General features: G+C 53.2%; 10 protein-coding genes and 1 pseudogene. 4 read left to right on the forward strand and 7 right to left on the reverse strand.

The window, feature by feature from the left end; all coding sequences use genetic code 11:
- Positions 1–120: 120 nt before the first annotated feature.
- A complete protein-coding gene (locus GSQ62_RS06215) occupies positions 121–1,281 on the reverse strand; it encodes an MFS transporter (RefSeq protein WP_161888705.1) in 1,161 nt (386 codons plus the stop codon).
- A gap of 382 nt (positions 1,282–1,663) precedes the next feature.
- Here GSQ62_RS06215 and GSQ62_RS06220 point away from each other — a divergent pair, with 382 nt between their 5' ends.
- Positions 1,664–2,260: a DsbA family oxidoreductase gene (locus tag GSQ62_RS06220; RefSeq protein ID WP_161888706.1), complete on the forward strand. Its 597-nt coding sequence runs from the start codon at positions 1,664–1,666 to the stop codon at positions 2,258–2,260.
- 28 nt (positions 2,261–2,288) lie between these two features.
- On the opposite strand, the gene GSQ62_RS06225 is transcribed toward GSQ62_RS06220, so the two are convergent.
- Both GSQ62_RS06225 and GSQ62_RS06230 read right to left on the reverse strand, forming a co-directional pair.
- Positions 2,289–3,092: a tellurite resistance TerB family protein gene (locus tag GSQ62_RS06225; protein WP_161888707.1), complete on the reverse strand. Its 804-nt coding sequence runs from the start codon at positions 3,090–3,092 to the stop codon at positions 2,289–2,291.
- A 355-nt stretch (positions 3,093–3,447) separates the two neighbouring features.
- On the reverse strand, positions 3,448–10,584 hold the full coding sequence (locus GSQ62_RS06230; protein ID WP_161888708.1) for an Ig-like domain-containing protein: 7,137 nt from the start codon (positions 10,582–10,584) through the stop codon (positions 3,448–3,450).
- Positions 10,585–11,248: 664 nt separating this feature from the next.
- Here GSQ62_RS06230 and GSQ62_RS06235 point away from each other — a divergent pair.
- Both GSQ62_RS06235 and GSQ62_RS06240 read left to right on the forward strand, forming a co-directional pair.
- Positions 11,249–11,788: a hypothetical protein gene (locus tag GSQ62_RS06235; RefSeq protein WP_161888709.1), complete on the forward strand. Its 540-nt coding sequence runs from the start codon at positions 11,249–11,251 to the stop codon at positions 11,786–11,788.
- Positions 11,789–11,986: 198 nt separating this feature from the next.
- Positions 11,987–13,198 carry an S-adenosylmethionine:tRNA ribosyltransferase-isomerase gene (locus GSQ62_RS06240; RefSeq protein ID WP_161888710.1) on the forward strand — a complete coding sequence of 404 codons (1,212 nt, stop codon included), beginning with the start codon at positions 11,987–11,989 and terminating at the stop codon, positions 13,196–13,198.
- A 261-nt stretch (positions 13,199–13,459) separates the two neighbouring features.
- Here GSQ62_RS06240 and GSQ62_RS06245 read toward each other — a convergent pair whose 3' ends face one another.
- On the reverse strand, positions 13,460–14,860 hold the full coding sequence (locus GSQ62_RS06245; protein WP_161888711.1) for a M28 family peptidase: 1,401 nt from the start codon (positions 14,858–14,860) through the stop codon (positions 13,460–13,462).
- 419 nt (positions 14,861–15,279) lie between these two features.
- Entirely contained in the window at positions 15,280–16,248 is a 969-nt protein-coding gene (locus GSQ62_RS06250; RefSeq protein ID WP_161888712.1) for a DUF1028 domain-containing protein, read from the reverse strand.
- A gap of 250 nt (positions 16,249–16,498) precedes the next feature.
- Between GSQ62_RS06250 and GSQ62_RS06255 the strand changes: the two genes are divergently transcribed.
- Positions 16,499–17,302, forward strand: coding sequence for an NYN domain-containing protein (locus tag GSQ62_RS06255; protein WP_161888713.1), 804 nt, complete (start codon positions 16,499–16,501; stop codon positions 17,300–17,302).
- A 29-nt stretch (positions 17,303–17,331) separates the two neighbouring features.
- On the opposite strand, the gene GSQ62_RS06260 is transcribed toward GSQ62_RS06255, so the two are convergent.
- Both GSQ62_RS06260 and GSQ62_RS21140 read right to left on the reverse strand, forming a co-directional pair.
- Positions 17,332–17,826 carry a hypothetical protein gene (locus tag GSQ62_RS06260; protein ID WP_161888714.1) on the reverse strand — a complete coding sequence of 165 codons (495 nt, stop codon included), beginning with the start codon at positions 17,824–17,826 and terminating at the stop codon, positions 17,332–17,334.
- A 180-nt stretch (positions 17,827–18,006) separates the two neighbouring features.
- Positions 18,007–18,869 (reverse strand): annotated as a pseudogene (locus GSQ62_RS21140) (ThuA domain-containing protein).
- Positions 18,870–18,897 lie beyond the last annotated feature (28 nt).

Here is an 18,897-nt window from a genome sequence, read left to right on the forward strand (position 1 = left end):
GGGGTGGCGCTCTTGTTTATACTGACCTCGCGGTGTCCGAAGGTCCCGCGAGCGTCTGGAGGGAAAGGCTGTTGCTTCGTAGCTCAGACGCTCGCGGGAGCTGCGCACGCCGCGAGGTCTTTACACTATCGATTTTGATTTGGTGGCCACTACCGCAATGCTCAGGCCCATGAGGGCAATGATGGTGAAGGAAATGCGGAGGCTGGTGGCGGCGGCCACAAAACCAATCAGGGGAGGCCCCATCAGGAAGCCGGAGAAGCCGATGGTGGACACGGCGGCCAGCGCCACCCCCGGCGACATCACCTTCGATTTTCCGGCCGCACTGTATACCAGTGGCACCACCGCCGACACACCCGCGCCCACCAGCAGGAAGCCGAGGATGGCGGTATACAAATGCGGCAGCAGCACGGCTATCAGCAAGCCCAGGGCAGTCAGCAGGCCGCTTGCCTGCAGGATGCGCTGCAGCCCGAACCGGCCCGTGAACCAGTCTGCCACAAAGCGGGTGCCTGCCATCGTACACATAAAAGCGGTATAGCCAGCGCCAATCCATGCGTTCTCAGCCCCCAGCACTTTCTTGAAATACACGCCGCTCCAGTCGAACATCGCTCCCTCGCATATCATCGCAAAGAAGCATATAATGCCCAGGTCGATCAATGACCGGTCCGGCATGACAAAGATGGGCCTGTCGGCGTCCGAGTTCACGTCCTCGCGCAGCAGATGGCGGGCAGCAAAAGCGATAGCTAAGAAGCAGCCGATCATGATCAGGAGGAAATGCCGGTGCGGGGTGACGCCCTCCCCGATCATCAGGGTGCCGATGGCGGCTCCTGAAAAACCGGCCAGGCTCCACAGGCCATGAAAAGAAGCCATGATGGGTTTCTCATATAAGGCTTCCACGCCCACCCCCTGCGTATTTATCGAGATATTCACCAGGTTCCCGGCGAAGCCAAACACAAACAGTACCGCTACCAACTGCAGGGGGCTTGTGGCGTAGCCGATGGTTACCAGCGTCAGGTTATAGAGCATGGCGGCGAAAACCACGACGCCCCTGCTCCCGGTTTTGGCAATCAGCCACCCTGCCACCGGCAGCGAGACCAGCAGCCCCAGTGGCAGCGCCAGCAGCACACCGCCCAGCCCGGCCTCCGACAGGCCCATCTGCTGCTGGATGGTAGGGATGCGGGAACCCCAGCTGGCAAAGGAAAGTCCCTGCAAAAAGAAAAAGCAGCCCACGGCCATCCGGTAAACAGATTTTGAGCGGCCCTGGGCGGTTATAGAAGAGAGCATGATGTAATCAGAAAGTATATATCGGTTGCCGGTTATCAGCTGAAGCCTCCATCTAGCCCTTCATCGAAAAGGGGCATAGAGGTTCACGGCTTTGGCATCCCTGTAATTTGCCGCAAAGATAGCGCATTTTGCAATTGCCAGCAGCGTACTACCCCGCTTCTCCCCCACATTACTCCCCAACTTTTGCCATCGCCGTTATTCCTTTTCCAGCAGCCTTCATGCATGTGCGTTCATATATGCCTCTTCACAACAGCCTGTGCCGTTATTTGGGCCATCTGACTGATTTTATATTTAGGGTGAAGCCCAGGGAGCCATATATAACCTGTTATATATCCATAACAAGTTTCAGGATATGCCGGTATGCTAAAGACAAAAAGCCTATATGCTACAGATTAAAGTTTACTCCGACTACGTTTGCCCATACTGCTTCTTTGGGGAAGTGGTGCTGGAACGGGCGCTGCAGGGCATGGAGAATAAAGTGGAGATAGAATGGATGCCCTTCGAGCTGCGGCCCTACCCGAACCCGACGCTGAAGCCGGAGGAGGATTACCTGCAGACGACCTGGCAAAATTCCGTGTATCCGATGGCGGCGCAACTGGATATAGACATCGTGCTGCCCAGGGTGTCGCCACAGCCATATACCCATCTTGCGTTCGGGGGCTACCAGTATGCGAAGGAGAAAGGCCGGGGTGAAGCTTACACGCACCGGATGTTCACAGCGTTCTTTCAGGAAGAGCAAGATATAGGAGATATAGCTATACTGACAAAACTGGCAAAGGAGCTCGGGCTGGATGAAAAAGAGTTTGGGGAGGCGCTTGAGTCCGGCAAATACAGGGAGGCCCACCAACAGGCGCTGCGACATGCCTATGAGGAAGCAGGGATATCGGCCGTGCCGACCTTTATCATCGGGAATAAGAAGGTGCGCGGTTTGCTGCGCGAGGAAGATATGAGGAAGCTGATAACGCAGGAACTGGCGTAGGCAATCCGTTCCTGCGCTACCATTTTTGTTACCATCCAGAGCCACCACGGCGGCCACCGAGCAGTCCGCCCAGCAGGCCTCCAAGGCCACCGGACCGCCGGACATTGCCATAGCCTCTTTTACCGTTCAGCCCTCCCAGGATGGAGATAATGGAGCCGAGCCCGCCGCCGCTACGGTACATGCCGCCACCCATGCCCCCGCCACCTAGCAGGCCGCCGAGCAATCCGCCGCCCATTCCGCCCATCATGCCACCGCCATAGCGTTTGCGGCGACCTCCGCCCAGCAGCTTCGCTATCACGAAAGGGGCCGCGATGCCTATAATGCCCTGCACCATCTGGGGGGAGATGCCTGCGTTTTTAAACATATCACCGAAGCCATTCTTGTTCAGAAAAGATTGGGAGGTGGGGTCTTCCCCCTGCTTTTGCGCCTCGTCGGCTTTATTCACGTACTGCTCCAGTATGCTGTACTGCTTCTGGTTCACGTCCAGGTAGTCGGCCATCCGCTGTATCTCCTGCTGCTCTTCCGGCGCATAATGCCCGTCGGCCTTCGCGAAGCTGATGATATCGGTAATAAAGGAGAACCGGAGCTGGCTGCGCTTCAGCACATCCAGGCACTTCTGCACGTTAATCTGCGAAGGGTTCTTCGCTATCTGCACCACCTCCTGCTGCACATTCTCCGGAAGCTCGGCCGCCTCGCCCATCAGGCTCAGAAACTCCAGCTCCTCCTCTGTCGTTTTGCCGTCGGCAGACGCCATGCTGGCGAGCGCCCCAAAGTAAGCGCCCTTTTCCTCCTGTGTATATTCTTTTAGCAATGTTGTCTGTTCCTGTTCCATCTGCTTTCGAAGTTTGTGGTTTGCCTTGTATTAACGGCCCCCGGATGAGGGAGGTTAGGCGATTTGTTCATATATAAAATTTAGGCGCGCAACACCCCGTATAGCCAGCCCGCCCTTGTCCGGAAACAGGGGAGTGAGGCCACCTCACCCAAAGGAATCCTGCCTCTGAAGGTGCTTTATTTGTGAGGGTAGATGAAGTAGGAAAACGGGAGAAGAAGAGCGCTGGCCTACATAAAGCAACTGGCACGCGGGCAGCCGCCAGAGCCGTCTATATGGGATGCATGCTACACGCAAAAGAGCCGGGTAAGATACCCGGCTCTTTCAGCTTTAAACCCTATTAGTTATTTGTATGCAATTACTCTTTGATCATTTTGATGTACTGGGTAAAACCTCCCACCTGGACTTTGATGATGTAGAGGCCTATCGGCAGCCCGGCATCCAGCCGGAGTTTCTCGGTGGTGAAGCCTTTCGCTACCTGCACCTTGCGCTCGAGCAGTTTCTTGCCAACGGCGTCAGTCACGGTAATCAGCGCCTCGCCGTCTACCTCTGCCGCTATGTCAAGCGTCACCTCATCGTGGAAGGGGTTCGGGAAGGCGATTACCTTGCTGGCCACACTGCCGAACGTCACCGCCTTTGGCCCGAAGAACTCGAAGGTTCCGTAGGTGTCCAGCTGCTTCAGGCGATAGTAGCGGGTTCCGAACTTGCCGTTCTCCCTGTCTGTGAAAGCGTACACCTGCTTCATGTTGGAGTTGCCGTTCTTGGCCGGAACGAAGGTCAGCTTTCGGTAGCTGAAGCCGTCCGTTGACACCTGCACCTCGAAGCCCGCATTGTCCTCCTCCATCGCCGTCGCCCACTCCAGCACCACATTGTTGCCTTGCTTGCTGGCGTTCAGGTAGATGATCTCGACAGGGAGCGGCGCGACGCCAATGTTGGTTAACTCATAACGTGTACAAGATGCACTGTTCAACAGAACCGCTTTGATTTCAACATCTGCCTTAGGCGCATTCTCAATGTAGGTAGTGGAGGTGCTCTCCTGCACCGGATCTCCCCAATCTTGGCTTGGATTCACTCGTCTGTACCAGGTAATCGTAGGATTAGTGGCTAAGCCTAATTCGCCTTTATCAAGCGGGTCCTTCTCTACTACCTTTACTTCCCACTGCGAGTCATTATTAATCCACATGACTTCAAGTATAGGCTCATTTTGGGGTGTAGGTTCATTTATTGTTACAGAACCTGTTGCGGTCACAGGGCATAAGTTGCCATCTTTTATCTCTACCGTATAGTTACCCGCCACAGTTGTCTGGAAGATTGCTGAAGTTGGCTTAGGACCAGTCCAGCCAGTAGGTACACTCCATTTGTAAGTGTATGGACCCGTCCCTTCTGTTATGACCGCTGAAACCGTTGCAGGGGTTCCGACACATGTAACCTGATTTTGGACTGTTACGGTTGGCAGTGCATTCACTGTGATAGCCGTACTACCTGACATAGCCACTGAACATGCAGGCGCTGCGACATATGCCGCGCTTATGGTGTAGGAGCCTGTTGCACTTGTTGCAGTAAAGCTCAAAGGTTGTCCTGTACCGGCTTTAGTCTCCACAACTGTTGCATCTCTCAAAAGAGTGTAATTAACTCCCGTTTGAGAACCTGAGAGCTTAACCTGATAACTTACAGGAGAGCCCGCGCAGTAACTTCCACCACCTGAAACGTTGAATACAGCTAGTGCTGGTTTAACAGTTAGCGTGCCTAAGGCTAAAGTAGAAGTTGTTTCACAAGTATTAGAAACTATTACACTTACGGGATAGCTTCCTGCTGCACCTGTAATTTCTGCAGGTATACTTAGGCTCGGCTCTGTAGTAGTATAAGTTGTAGTTCCGACCTTCCATGTATAAGTTTCTGTCGCAGGACCAGTGGTCGTAACAGGAGCCGTAAAAGTTGCCTGCCCCCCTAAACATATCACAGGATTCTGTTGTGCTGGATTTTGAACCACCGCAATGTCATTGACATTTAGCGTGACTTCGGTGGATAATTTTCCTCCTGCACATTTTGTCCCGGCAACATCCCTGCTATCAAGATCAGAAGTAAACAAGATAGAAACCACATCTCCATTTAAGAATCCTCCCGTTGGCCCATTAGTCACAAGTTGCAGCGCTGAATTATTACCTGTATAAGTAGTATTTCCTAATACAGAAGTAGTACCTCCCCTTGTGACATTCCATTGTAAGTTAAGACCAATCTGGTTCCAGTATGGGAATGCCGAGTTCAAGGTAGCAGTCAGAGTTACTGACGCTCCCTGGCAAACAGGCTGCGGCGTGGCACTAAGCGTAATGCTGTAGTCTGCCTGCTCCGCTGTATACGTCCTGCTGGATATACGCTGCGTAAAGTTCGGTCCGCATGTGCCACCATCTACTGTTACATAAGCTGCGTAATAGTCGAGTGAGGACAAACCTGCGTTCTCAAGGGTTTTCTCTTTATTTCCTATATTGTTTTCCTGATTTTTTGTCCATTGGTAGGTCAGGCCGCTTGTAATTTCCACTCCGTCGCCTTTTACAATAGGGTTAAAGTACCTCCAGGCCACAAGCTTTATACCTTCAGGCGTGCCAGCAGGAAACTCATAATTCGGATTCGCAACTGGTAATTCCTGTGGCCCAACAAGAGATCCGTCTGCACGAACCGGGTCACCGGCAGCATTTGTCAGGTAGGGATATATGACTGTTGCATCACGCCATACCCTTACTGTGTGTATTACATTATCCCCCTGGCAGAAAGGCTTGAGTGATGAAGTAACCACTGCTTTGTAAGTGGACTGCTTTATAGTTACATTTTTAGTTATGGAGTTCTTACATGCTCCACTTGTAACAGTGTAGGTAATCGGTATCGTAACTTGTGCAGCTCCGGCAGGTGCAGCAGTATTAAATGCCGTACAAGGTGAGAATGTGCGGCTTGTCCCTCCGGGCCAGGACCATGTACCACCCGAAGGTGAACCTGTAAGAGTTATGTTCCCTTGTCCTGAATAAATGGTTGCCCCATCCTCAATGCCTGTAAAGTTTACTGTTGGCAGCTGAGTTACTGTCACCGCCACGGCTGTGCTTGTGCTGGAGCAACCGCCGCCACTCACCACTCTTCTATAGTAGGTGGTAGTAGTGGTAGTTACATTCTGCACCGGAGGAGTGTAAGATGCAGAGGCGCCTCCTGTAGCGATATTAGTCCAGGTGCTGTTGTTCGGGCTGCTCTGCCACTGGTAAGCATATGGTGTAGCACCCCCAGCTAACGTTGCATTTGAGGCTTGACCAAGTGCTGCAATAGAACCTCCAGAGCAAACTGTTTGTGCTCCTGATATAGTGTTCCCTGTGATAGCTGGGCTAACTGTAACCTGAACAGCAGCAGAGAGATCGCTTGTACAATTATTGCCATTAATAGCACGAACAGTGTAACTGCCTGTTTGATTAGCAGCATAAGTTGGAGTTGTAGCCACCTGCACATTGTTCCTGTACCATATATAGCTGGTGCCAGTATTAGAATTACCAGTTAGCAAAAGTGAACTGCCCTGGCAGAGTGTAGTTGATCCATCAAAGGAGATTGAAGCTGTTGGCAGCGGATTCACTGTAATTGTGCCAGTGGTTGAAACGGTGCAACCGTTTTCACCATATGTATAGGTAATGGTGTGCGTGCCCGCACCGGCAGTGGCCGGGTTGAACTGCCCGTTGCTCACGCCAGTTCCGCTGTAGGTACCACCAGCAGGCGAGCCACCCGTTAAGGTAAATGCCGCAGCATTTACACAAACATTACTGAAAGCTGCCAGTGTGGCGGTTGGTACAGGTGTTACCTTTATGGTGCTGGTCGCGGTGTTGGTACAACCATTTGCTTCATAAGTATAGGTAATGGTGTGTGTGCCCACACTGGCAGTGGCCGGGTTGAACTGCCCGTTGCTCACGCCAGTTCCGCTGTAGGTACCACCAACGGGCAATCCGCCTGAAAGTGTTACTGTTTCTGCGCCCACACATACATCAGCAAAAGTGCCTAAAGTAACTGTAGGAACAGCCTTCACTTCTATAGTCTGTGTTGCAGAGGCAGAGCAGTTATTATCATCTTGGTAGGTATATACAATAGTATGATTGCCTACAGCGGCGGCGGCCGGGTTAAACTGAGTGGCAGCAACCCCATCTACCGTATAGGTACCACCCGCCGGTAATCCGCCGGATAGGGTAAATGAATCCCCGTTTTTGCAAACAGGCTCGAATGCTGCGAGCGTAACTGTGGGCAACTCGTTTTCAGTGACGGCGGTAGCGGCTGAGGTAGCGGAGCAACCGTTGCTGTTGAAGACCTCTACAGAGTAGTCTCCGCTTTCGTCCACAGTAATAGACTGCGTGGTGGCACCTGTGCTCCAGAGCCAGGAAGAACCCGCACTTGCAGTAAGCTTAACGCTGCCACCCTCACAGAACGTAACTGGGCCATCCGCAGTGATTGTTGCTACCGGAAGAGGATGCACGGTCAAGTTCTGGGTTGCTATAGCTTCTGTACATCCTGTGGATGATCTGCTTGCCGTTAAAGAAATAATAGCGTTGCCTGCGCCAGTTGTCGTAACAATTGCTGTTGTCTGTCCTTCTTCTATATTGTAACTCTGGACGATGATTTCGAAGTTAGGATTATTGGAGCTCCATGTAGCACCACTGCCTACAAAGGTGCCGGTAACCGTAAAGCTATTTGAACCATCAGCATTAGCACACTGGGGCGGGTTTTCACCGCTGATGGCAGCTTCGGGTTGTGGATAAACAGTTACGCCTACTGCTGCAGATGTTTTAGTACAAAGCTCTGTGTCTTCGTCAGCTTCATCCGTGTTGCTCACAAGCACCCTGTAATATCCTGATTCATTTGTAACCAAACTGCTATTTACAGCGCCTTCAATATTGGTAAAATCTGCATCTTCGCTGGTTGTTGTGCTCTTCTGCCACTGGTACACATATGTTTGGCCGGAAGGAGCCTTATTGGCGTCGAATTTCACGGAGCCTCCCTGGCAAAAAGTTGTAGCCCCGGTAGTAATGATAGTAGCTGTCGTAGGCACATCAGCCACTTTAACAGCAATCGTTTCTGAGGAGAGTTCGCAGCCTGCATCAGTTGTAATCGTCACATGATAGTTTCCTGTTCCGTCTGCTTTATCCACCCGATAGGTGCTATTAGTTGCTTCAGAAATACTGCTCCCATTCTTGAACCATTGATAGTTATAGAAAGGATCATCAACAGCAACAAGATCAACATAATTTCCGAGACAGAATTCTGTTGGGCCAGTAGGGGTGATAGTAACATCAGGCAATGGGTTAACAGTTACAGTTACTGTGTTTGGCTCTGACTCGCATCCGTTTGTAGTGCCGATTACTGTGTAAGTGGTGGTTATGGTTGGCTTCGCGGTTACGCTGGCACCCGAGGTGGCGCTCAGCCCTGCACTTGGTGACCATTCATAGGAATCAGCACCACTTGCAGTTAACACTGCACTCTCCTCAGGACAAATGCCTCCTGGTGAGTCGCTAGATATGGTTAAAACAGGTTGTGGTTTAACAGTAACTGTTTGCGTGGTTGTATTAACACATGTATTTTCGTCAGCGTAGCTGTATTCTACAATATAATTTCCGGCATCTAATGCACTTGGATTAAATGTGGTTGCATCTTCATCCACTACACTTGTGCCCTGCAGAATACGGAAGGTACCACCCACTGGCGAGCCAGCTAACGTAACAGCCTGATCAGAGGAACAGTAATCTGAGCCGAGACCAGTAATACTAACAGTAGGAAGCGGATTCACTGTTATCACTACAGGATCTGATGTTTGGGAGCAAGCACTGTTTTCACCTGTCACGGTTAACCTGAAAGTTCCTGCCTCTTCGGTTATATATGCTGGAGAATTATCTCCAACTAATTCATAAACATCATTGCTTCCTAGCTTATACCACTCATAGTTATAATTATCAAGCTCTGATGGATTAATAAAAGCACTGAGTTCCAGACTTCCATTTTCACAAAAACTTGTGCTATTATACTCTATAACGGCTTGTGGCGCAGGTTTGACATCTACTACAATCGATGCAGAACTGGTCACACCACAAGCATTTTTTGCACTGAGGCTAATAGTAACTGTACCTGATGCCGTTGGCAAAAACCTTACAAGAGCAGGGTTATCACCGGACTCTTCAACAGTCCCCCCAGCAGTAGATGACCATTTGAAATCGCTGAATCCTTCAGGAGCTGTATAAAGGACTTCGGTACCGGCACAAACAGTTCTTTCTCCTACGATGGAGGATGCGTGGAGTAAAGGCTTGATGTTTAGTAACTGAGAGGTTGATACATTATCTGCAGGAGGGGCAGGGTTCAGGACAGATATATTTATATCACCAGCCGTAGCTAAATCCCCTTCAAGTAAAGTAACCTCTAATTCAGTCGAGCTTATAAATTTAGTACTCCTAGGGCTGTTATTAACGCGGCCGAGTGAGTTCTTCTCAAAGTTTGTACCTGTAAGAGTAACGATTGTGCTACCATCTCCTTCCGAAACACAAGCAGTAGGTGCATTTAATGTCGGAACCTTGCTGTTTACGTTGAAAGCTGAACTTGTAGCAGTAGAAGCAGTTGTACCATTAGACGGCAATGTGCTCGAGGCTACCAACGTATATCCAGCCCCCGCAGCGTCGATACTTAGCTCTGAAAAAGCAGCAACTCCGCTTACAGCATTAACTGTTTTTGTTCCATTCAACACGCCGTTACTTCCTGCTGGATTGGTCCCAATAGCAACCGTTACTAATGCATCGGCACCGGCACCTGAAGTTACTGTATTCCCGAACTGGTCCTGAATTAAAACAGTAGGTGATGTGGTAAGGGTGTTACCAGTAAGAACGTTAGAGGGCTGGGTGCCAAAAGCTATCTTTCTTGCTGCACCGTGTGTGTGGTTAATTGATAGAACGTTAACTGCCGTAGGAAAGAGTGCTCCTCCAGCAGTTAATGTTAATGTTTCAGGTGCAGATGCGCCATCAACTGCAATGACACGAATACCGCTTACAACTATTTCTTCTCGCTTATTACTAGCAGCATTAGAATAAGTTATTGTTACTGTATTGTTTGTAACACTTGTTACAGTAGCACTAATAGTCTTATTTCCTGGTTCTATTTGATTCGCGGCTACAGTAACACCATGAGGTGCTGTATTATAAAATTGCCAGCCTGAAGGAGCTTTGATTTCAATTGTTTTGCTTACCGTTCCAAAGTCATTACTGCTTTCAGACCCTTCTGTGAAGTTGATTGGGCCTATTGTGGTATAGGCAGGAGCAGTAAGAGTGGCATTAGACGCTTTATCAGCAGAAACAGCAATGGGGCTACCACCGGTCACAGTTATTCCAACAGCGGCATGAAGGTAAATCGCCGTTGCTAACATGACCATCACTGAGAGGGCTGGAAATAAAGTGCGCCGTGAACTCAGGAAATGCGCAATCAGTTTCGTAAAATTATTTTGCATATAAATAGGGTTGATGGGTTTGGGGTAAAAAGCGTGTGGTGTCAGGGTTTGATAGAACTATTAGCTTATCAGGTTAAACAAAAGCCGGGTAAAGCTTTACAAAAGGGCACAAGAGGGACTGGTAATGTAATTTTTTCGCTGCATGGCAGGCGCTTTTACATTACTGGCGGGCTTAGAGGCTATCTAACCGTCTTAATTAGGTGGAAAAGAGGGCGAGTTCAGGTAGTGCATGCTCCTGCAAAACCATATTTTATATTCTATCATCAATAATAATTGACTTTCATGTCGGTATAGCCATATTATATATGTATTTATATATATAATATTCAGCTATTACAGTACATGTACCGTTTTAAATAATTTTTGTTACAGTAAAGAGTAAAATAATACCGCTAAATTTTACAATAAAAAATTAACAAGATATAATAACTTGTAAACGAGCCTGTATGACGCGCCGGAGGGATGAAATATTTATTAAATAAATTTAGATCAAGTTTACTTTTCCGAATCCGGTTGATAATTCCCCCCAAACGCCAGCACCAGTTGCCGGACGTGTTGTGCATGCTTCAAGTAAAGTCTTGAAGCCGGAACCAACCCGCCGCCGCATAAGAAGTATATATAAACTCTTACCTTTGCACCTTTCACCAGCAAAATAACGGACTACATGAGCGCCAGAAGCTTAGAGTTATTACTTGAGACGGCCTACGACAACGAAAAAACGCCCCTGTCGGGCGAGGCGGCAGGCAGCATTTACAAAGACTTCGAAAGCGCTTACAAAGCCGCCAGAACTTCGCCTGCCAAATCCCCCGAAGTACTCAGTTTCCGGTTCGAGCGCCTGCGCCTCGTTATCGCGCTTGCCTTTGTGAAGGCCTTTACGCGCCTCTCCCACAACGAGAAGAGCGTGGAGGCGCTGGACGTGTTGCAGGACGCGCTGCAGGAAAAAAGCACGAAGGACATAGACAGGGTGGTACAGAAAAGGATCGCAGCGTTCGATAACCTGTACCACGAGATTTTTGTGAACGAGCAGCGGGAACAGTTGCTGGGCCTGTTTGAGCAGACGCTGGACGCCGGCTCGAAGGAAGAACTGGACGAGCTGATTTTTGAGGGGCTTGAGTTGATGCAGCAGGTGGACTGGGACGCGAACAACGACGAAGACACAGACGACCAGGAGCCCCTGGACGAGGACTTCCTGAAGAACCTGTAGAACCGCTACCCCCTATATAACCAACAGGGGCGCTGCCATGCCCGCGCCTCCTGTTGAACAAAACCTCCGCTATATAAGGATGCCGCCCCTGGCACGAAGCAACAGCATCACATCCCCTCTCTGCCATATATGCCTCTACGCAAACTGGCGTGGTGCTGAAACAAGCCTTACCTTTGCAGCATTCCCAATGCCAATACCATGACGGACCCGAAGAAGCTGGCGATAAAAGATTTTATATATGAACTGCCGGAGGACCGCATTGCCAAGTTCCCGCTGCCGGAGCGCGACCAGTCGAAGTTGCTGCTGTATAAGGGCGGCCATATAAACGACCATGCTTTCACCGACCTGCCCGGCCTGCTGCCCCCACACACCCTGCTGGTGTTCAACGATACCAAAGTCGTGCAGGCGCGGCTGCTGTTCCAGAAAGAGACGGGCGGTGGTGTGGAGATTTTTTGCCTGGAGCCGGTGGCCCCTTACCGCGAGGTGCAGCTGGCGATGCAGCAAACGGGCAACGCCGTCTGGAAATGCCTGGTGGGCAACAACAAGCGCTGGAAGGGCGGACCGGTGCAGTTGCGCTTCGACGGCGGCACGCTGCGGGCTGAGCGCCAGGAGCAGCAGGAAGGGCATTTCCTGATTCGCTTTGCCTGGGAGCCTGCCGAGCTCACCTTTGCCGAGGTGCTGGAGCGCTGTGGCAGGCTGCCGCTCCCCCCCTACCTCCACCGCGACCTCACCCCCGAAGACCACACCCGCTACCAGACCATCTATGCCAGTCAGCAAGGGGCCGTGGCCGCCCCAACGGCCGGCCTTCACTTCACGGAGCGCGTGCTGGCACAGCTGCAGGAGCGCCACATTGCCACTGCTTACCTCACGCTGCACGTGGGTGCGGGCACCTTCAAGCCCGTGAAGGCCGAGGTGATGGAAGCGCACGAAATGCACGCCGAGCAGTTATATATCACCAGGCCCCTGTTGCAGCGCCTGCTGAACCAACAGGGCAACCCCATCATTCCGGTGGGCACTACCAGCATGCGCTCTCTGGAGAGTATATACTGGCTCGGGGCAAAGGTGCTGCAACAGCCCGACCTGCTGATAAAGGAGTTGCACGTGAGCCAGTGGCAAGCCTATGAAACTACTGATCTGCCAACCGCGGCCGAGGCCCTGCAGGCGCTGCTGCAGTATATGGACCGGCAGCATTCCGCCTACCTGCATGCCAGCACCCAAATCATCATCGCGCCCGGCTACACCTTCCGCGTCTGCCACGGCCTTATTACCAATTTCCATCAGCCGGAAAGCACGCTGCTCCTGCTGGTGTCTGCTCTGATCGGGGAAGACTGGCGAAAGGTGTATGCGCACGCCCTGCAGCACGGCTACCGCTTCCTGAGCTACGGCGACAGCTCCCTTCTGCTGCCGTAATGCCCTCGCAGCGTGCGCAGCTCCTGCGAGCGTCTGGCACTATAATCCAAAAGCAAAAAGCCAGCCTCACGCAAATTGTGAAGCTGGCTTTTATATATAGCTGGGCAGTTACCACCTCGTCCTGTATAAACTAAATTTAGTACCCGGACAAAATTAGACTACACGCTGCGTAGCCCCCATATAGAAACTGCTGGCGGTTTGTATATAAGAAGTGACACAAAAGCCTTGCGTCTTGCTACCTGATACTTGTGTCCTTTTACTTTATATACCGTACTCCGAAATCAGGTAAACGAGCGAGGCCATCGCCGCGGCACCCAGCTGCATCTCGCGGCGGTTCACGTTCTCGAACACGTCTATTTCGGTGTGGTGATAGTCGAAGTAGCGCTGGGAGTCCGGTTTGTAGCCTATCAAAGCTACCGTGCCCTGCCCTTTCAGCGGGCCGATGTCGGCGCCCCCGTGGCCTGCCCCCAAATCAGCCAGGCCATATGGCTCCAGCACGGGCCTCCACGACTTTAGTTTCGCCACCTGGGCAGCGGAGCCATCCAGGCCAAACCCGCGCGGCGTAAAGCCACCCGCATCCGACTCGATGGCGGCTATATGCCTCTCCCCTTCCGCTTTGGCCACTTCGGCATATTTGGTGCCGCCGCGCAGCCCGTTCTCCTCGTTCATAAACAGCACGGCCCGCACAGTGCGTTTCGGGTTGATGTCCAACTCAGTGAACAAACGCAGCACCTCGATGGCCTGCATGCAGCCGGTGCCGTCGTCGTGCGCGCCTTCGCCTATATCCCAGGAGTCGAGATGGCCGCCTACCACGATAATCTCATCCGGCTTCTCGGTGCCTCTCAGCTCTCCAATCACGTTGTAAGACAGCACGTCTGGCAGCGTCTCGGGGGTCATGCGCATATAGAACCTCAGGTCCGGGTCGTCTTTCAGCAGGCTGCTCAGTTGCTCCGCGCCTTTGGTGCTGATGGCGGCCGCCGGGATTTCCTCCACGCCTTCTTCGTAGCGGGTGCTGCCGGTGTGCGGCACATCCTGGATGTCGTTGGTCATGGAGCGGACCAGCACGCCCACCGCGCCCAGCTTCGCGGCTGCCGCCGGGCCGCCGCCCCGCTGGTCCACGGCTCCGCCGTAGGCCAGCGGAGTGTACACGTGCGTATTGTCGAACGGCCGGTTGAAGAAAACGATTTTGCCCTTCACTTTCTTCCGGCCCAGTTTTTCCAGTTCCTCAAAATCCTGCACCTCCACCACTCCCGCGCTCAGGCCCTGCCTGCCTGTGCCCACGGAGCCACCCAGCGCAGCGATGTTCATATCCACGGAGCCCATTAATTTTGAATCAAGGACACGCCCAACCTCTTTGTCGCCGCGCACCCAGTGGGGCACCATCACCTCCTGCAAGTACACCGTGTCCAGGTCCATCTTTTCCATCAGCTGCCAGCTCCACTCCACGGCGGCGGCCGCCTGCGGCGAACCGCTGAGGCGCGCGCCGATTTGCTTGGTGAGGTAGCGCAGGTGCTCGTGGCTTTCGGTGCTGGTCAGGGCTTCGCTATATAGCTTCCGGATAAGGACGGAGTCGGCGGTGGATTTTTGCTGCGCCATGGCTGGCAGGGTGAGGGCTGCGGCGGCCACAACCAGGAGGCGGCGCAAGTGCTTTCGTGTGTGCATGCGGTCTTTTAGAATAATCTCTGATGCTTGGCTTCTATATGTTAGCGGTTCCAAGTTACAAATTAATGTGAGCACTCGAAACTGGCGCTGGTCCATGCGCCCCTGCTACATAGGGTTTAAGATGGAGGTGAGTAGGTATGTTTGCAAACCGGGTCCAACTGCCCCTTACCGCGCCTTATATAAGGCGGGGAATTCTGTTCCTGCTGCGTGAGCGACCCTTTACGTTGAAGCAGGGGTTATATAGGGCAAATAGCATTGCAGCAGGATAAATGCGTAGGAGCATAAGAACTGAATCAGCATCCGGTTTTTAAATAGGTTAGAAGCGCTTAGAATCAAGGGACCTAAAAGCCAGAAACCTCCCTTTATCTCAAGCCCATATATAGCTCGGAACCCGGAACGCATAATTTGTAACTCAAACCCTACTTTATCCGCAGCAGTTTCTCCAGGTTCTGTTTGCTGACCGTCAGCAGGCCCACTTCGGGCAGGCGGCTGGTGAGTTCGCGCCAGTTGTCCTCTTTTTTATATACCTCACGCAGGATTTTGGCGGACTCCTCTACCTGGCCGCTATTGGCCAGCCCGATGGCGTGCCAATACTTCATCTCGAGGTTGTTGGGGTACATCGCCTGCGCCTTCCCGTATTCCTGCATGGCCCGCTGCACCTGCCCTTTCTCGATGGCCAGGTCACCGGCGTTCATGTGCTCGTAGGCGCGGTACACCTGCAGCAGGCGGGCCAGTTCGTCCAGCGGCTGTTCATGGTCGTCCACGCGCAGGTCGAGGAGGCGGTCGTCCCAGGGTGCTTCATTTTTCTGCCCCTTCACCACCACCAGCGCCGCCGACTGCCTGCCCCGGATGTCGCCGCCCTCGCGCTCTGCCGCGTGCATCGCCAGCAGCACCCGCTCAGGCAGCGGTTTCCCCTCACTTTTCTCAAACGCCTTTGCCATGGTAGGCCACACTTTATCGGTCAGCATCATGTTGGCCTGCACCGAGAAATTCTTGCCTGTGATGTGCCCGGCGTAGCGGACGCACTGGCTGCCCGTGTGCGCTGCCGCGCGGCCCTGCGCGTCGAGTATCGCCACCTGCCGCACCTCGCGGGCCGCATCGCCTGCCAGTAGAATCGCCAGCGCCTCCTCCGGTGTTTTCCCCTCTTTGAGCAGCGCCAGCCCCCGCAGGCCAAACGATTTGTTGGTGAACGACTGCGTGGCCACCACGCCGACGCCCGCCTCTGCCCAGGGCACCGCCGTGCCCACCAAGAACCAGTGGCTCTGCACGCCCACCGCCATCTCGCCCGTTTCCGCATCGCGGGCAACAATGGAATAGGTATGCGCCAGGGGCTCCTCCGCTTTATAAACCTGCGCCGTTGGTAAGGCTGAAGAAGTTTCTCCCATCATGAAAAATTGCTTTACACGCCCTCCTGCTGCTTTATATATAGGCAGCGCCAGTTCTCAACAGCAACATATAAGTTGCTAAACGGTTTCGGGGAGGAGGCGCTTTTTGCGCTTAAACCAAATATAATCCTTTCCTTTACAGTGGCGGCCAATACGGGCCTGCAACAACTTCTGCCAAAAATAGCAGTATAACGATATATACAAAACTACGCACAGCGGGCGCTTTCCTGCGCCTGCACACAGCCCTTACCCCATGAAAAACGCAGTACAAGAAACAAAACCTTCCCGCATGGCCATGCTTATAGACGGCGACAATGCGCAGCCCAGCCTGATCGTGAAACTGATGGCCGAGGCGGGCAAGTACGGCGCCACCACCATCCGGCGCATTTACGGCGACTGGACCACGCCGCAGATGAACGGCTGGAAAGACTGCCTCAACAACCACGCCATCCAGCCCATACAGCAGTTCCGCTACACCATCGGCAAAAACGCCACCGACAGCGCGCTCATCATCGACGCCATGGACCTGCTGCACAGCGAGTTCGTGGACGGCTTCTGCATCGTCTCCTCCGACAGCGACTACACCCGGCTTGCCACGCGCATACGCGAGGCGGGCATCTTTGTGATGGGCATCGGGCAGCGCAAAACCCCGAAACCCTTTGTGAACGCCTGCAATGTGTTCATCTTTACGGAGAACCTGACGGATAACATCGACGATAAGAAAATAACCGCTGCCGCCAAGCCGGAGCCCGGTGCCGGCAAGCAAACGCCTAACCCGGTGCCGCTGCTGAAAGAGGCTTTTGTGATGTCGGAGGGTGAGGACGGATGGGCGCACCTGGGCGTGATGGGCGTGAACCTGCGCCAGCTTGACCCCAGTTTCGACCCGCGCACCTTCGGCTACGGGCAGTTGCTGCAGCTGATAAAGGCCCAGAAAGACCTGTTCACCATCCGGCAGGAGGACGACAAGGGGCCGTCGGCGGTATATGTGAAGCGCAAGGACAAGCGCCGAAGCCACTCCCGGAAAAAGGCGCAGGCCGAGACGCAGAGCAATGGCTGAGGCGGCCGGTTATATATAAGCTGCCGCGTTCAGGAGGCAGCGCCACCTATTTTCTCTACAATCAGCTTTGCCCTTTTTGCATCTCCTTCCCGCTCCAAGCCGGGAAAAGGCTGCACCTCCACCAGCCGGAAGATATAGGCCGTCTCCCCCACGGCAACAGTAGCACTGTGGGTGCTGCGGATGCCGCCTGCGCCGCAGGCCCCAATGCAAAGCTGTATATTCTCTGCTTTCCCCTGGCTGTTGGATGCCGAGAGCACGAGCGAGGCGCTGCCGTACTGCACGCAGGTGGCCTTGGCCGGGCAGCGCGAATCGTTGAGTTCACCGGCCGTCACGTGCAGCTTGCGCGGAGTGTCTCCGCCGTAGAGCGTCACCTGGTCGAACTGCTGCACCGTGAACTCCTGCCCGAACTTAATGCCTTCCGCCACGGCATAGGTGCCGGCAGGTTTCTCAGGCGCTGTGGCGGTGTCGTTATCGCACTGCAGGAGCAGCAGCATCAGCAAAGGGACATAGAGGTAGTTCAGCATCGGGATTCAGAGAGGGTTTATAGGTAGGAGCCCGGTTTTGAGGCTATGGTTGCATGCGGCGGCAGAATCTTATACCCCACTCTCTAAAGCGCACCGAATCAGTAGCATGAACACGGCAAATAGAAAAGGGAGCGCTGCCGTGGCAGCGCTCCCTTTTCTATTGTTCTATATATGTTTGGCTTATTCCTCGCCCATGGCATATTCTATCCCGCCCCATATATGCTGCAGGAACAGCGAGTCGCTGTAGCTTTCCTTGGTATGGCCCAGCCCGGTGTAGAAGGCGCGGCCGCCATCGTAGTCGTGGTACCAAACAATCGGGTGGTTCTCGCCGTTCTCGCCGCCCTCGTAGGTGCTCTCATCGAGCGTGGCCAGCACGTTCACCTCCGGGTTGATGTCCTTATAATTATATAGTTCGTCGAACAGCTCCCAGTCGTCGGGCAGGTGGCTGGTGGAAGGGTGACTCTTGTCTTTTACCCTCACAATGGCGTCCTGCTGCTTGGGATGGCTCAGGAAGTAGGCACCCACCAGTTTGTTGTACCAGGGCCACTCATACTCGGTGTCGGCAGCGGCATGTATGCCCGCAAAACCGCCCCCGCCTGGATGTACTGCTCGAAAGCCACCTGCTGCGCACTGTCCAGCACATCCTGCGTGGTGCTCAGGAACACAACGGCATCATACTGCTGCAGCGAGTCTGGGTTGAAGTATGTCGCGTTTTTGGTGGTGTCTACCGCCACGTTGTGCTCACGGCCCAGCTTCTGGATAGCCGCAATCCCGTCCGGAATAGACTCGTGGTAAAAACCGCTCGTTTTCGAGAACACCAGGATGCGGGGCACATCCGCCGTTTCTTCATCCGCCACTGCAGCCGGGGGCGCCTGGGGCTCAGAGGCCGGGGAAGAACAAGCACCGCAGGCAGCCAGCAGCGCAAATCCGTAAAGAAGCAATTCTTTTTTCATGTGAAGAGGGTTGTGTTTAGGATGAGAAGAGGTATAAACATAGCTTTTTATGTCCTGAAATGAAAGCCTGTGGCAATATAGTTTTAACATTGATTTCTCCTTTTCTAACGCCGGGCTT

The organism is Pontibacter russatus, assembly GCF_009931655.1.
Lineage (GTDB): Bacteria > Bacteroidota > Bacteroidia > Cytophagales > Hymenobacteraceae > Pontibacter > Pontibacter russatus.

Excerpts from the sequence above, each read along its gene's own strand:
- GSQ62_RS06215 (WP_161888705.1), bottom strand. The coding sequence starts at position 1,281 with ATGCTCTCTTCTATAACCGCCCAGGGCCGCTCAAAATCTGTTTACCGG.
- GSQ62_RS06220 (WP_161888706.1), top strand. The coding sequence starts at position 1,664 with ATGCTACAGATTAAAGTTTACTCCGACTACGTTTGCCCATACTGCTTC.
- GSQ62_RS06225 (WP_161888707.1), bottom strand. The coding sequence starts at position 3,092 with ATGGAACAGGAACAGACAACATTGCTAAAAGAATATACACAGGAGGAA.
- GSQ62_RS06230 (WP_161888708.1), bottom strand. The coding sequence starts at position 10,584 with ATGCAAAATAATTTTACGAAACTGATTGCGCATTTCCTGAGTTCACGG.
- GSQ62_RS06235 (WP_161888709.1), top strand. The coding sequence starts at position 11,249 with ATGAGCGCCAGAAGCTTAGAGTTATTACTTGAGACGGCCTACGACAAC.
- GSQ62_RS06240 (WP_161888710.1), top strand. The coding sequence starts at position 11,987 with ATGACGGACCCGAAGAAGCTGGCGATAAAAGATTTTATATATGAACTG.
- GSQ62_RS06245 (WP_161888711.1), bottom strand. The coding sequence starts at position 14,860 with ATGCACACACGAAAGCACTTGCGCCGCCTCCTGGTTGTGGCCGCCGCA.
- GSQ62_RS06250 (WP_161888712.1), bottom strand. The coding sequence starts at position 16,248 with ATGATGGGAGAAACTTCTTCAGCCTTACCAACGGCGCAGGTTTATAAA.
- GSQ62_RS06255 (WP_161888713.1), top strand. The coding sequence starts at position 16,499 with ATGAAAAACGCAGTACAAGAAACAAAACCTTCCCGCATGGCCATGCTT.
- GSQ62_RS06260 (WP_161888714.1), bottom strand. The coding sequence starts at position 17,826 with ATGCTGAACTACCTCTATGTCCCTTTGCTGATGCTGCTGCTCCTGCAG.